Consider the following 961-nt stretch of genomic DNA (forward strand, 5'->3'; position numbering starts at 1 on the left):
GGTTCGAGAAGGCGAATTCGAAGGCCATTACCACGCCTACGATCGCGCGGTTAACCTGATACGCAGGCAGGACGTCGGGCAGGACCTTACCCTGCGTTGGGATGCGGCCGGCCAACTGGCCGAAGCGGTAGCCGTGCGGCCGGCCATTGCTGGAGCGGGCGGGGGGCAGGTCCGTATCGGCACGCAGTACGAATATGATGCGTTCCGTCGCCGGGTGGGCAAGCTTGTGCTTACCCGCGCGGCAGGCAGTGCGGAGCTGGTATTGTCGCGCATCAGTCGTTTCTTCTGGGACGGCAATACGCTGGTGGGCCAGTGCACGAGAGGTGGCGGCGAGGGAGGCGGTACGGCGATACCGGATGCGGGCGATCGAATGCCAGCAGCGCAGTTCATCCCGGTCCGTGACAATAGGGATGACGCACCGGTGTCCGGGTTTGAGCATGCGTATGAGTGGGTCTACTATCCAGGAATGTTCCGGCCGCTCGCGGTAGTGCATTGTGATCTGGCAGCGACCAGAGCATCTGTGCCGACGACAACAAATTTGCTGCCGCTCATCGGGGCAGTGTACTTCTTCCAGAGCGATCTGAACGGAGCGCCGGTCCAGATGCATGCACCCGGTGGAAGAGTCGTATGGGAAGCGCGTTACGACCCAATCGGAAGAAGCGAGCAACTCGGACTTCAACTGGTCGAGCAGCCGGTTAGGTTGCAGGGGCAGTATTTCGATGCAGAAACTGGCCTCAATTACAATCGGCATCGATATTTTGATCCGAATTCTGGGATCTTTATTAGCCAGGATCCAATTCGACTGTCTGGTGGTTTAAATCTCTATCAATATGCGCCGGAGACAAACAATTGGATAGATCCTCTTGGTTGCTCTGGGCACAGGCGACGACATGAAAAAATGCCTCCCGAGGGCGCGCGATTGACCACAGGAAATCTATTTCGCCATGCACAAGACGAAGGG

At 58.1% G+C, this 961-nt stretch carries 1 protein-coding gene; it reads left to right on the top strand.

The annotated features are described in order from the left end of the window. A partial coding sequence (locus J5M58_RS25765; protein ID WP_207880127.1) for an RHS repeat-associated core domain-containing protein occupies positions 1–961 on the top strand: 961 nt, incomplete at both ends.

The sequence above is a fragment of the Pseudomonas sp. 32_A genome, assembly GCF_017490905.1.
Lineage (GTDB): Bacteria > Pseudomonadota > Gammaproteobacteria > Pseudomonadales > Pseudomonadaceae > Aquipseudomonas > Aquipseudomonas inefficax.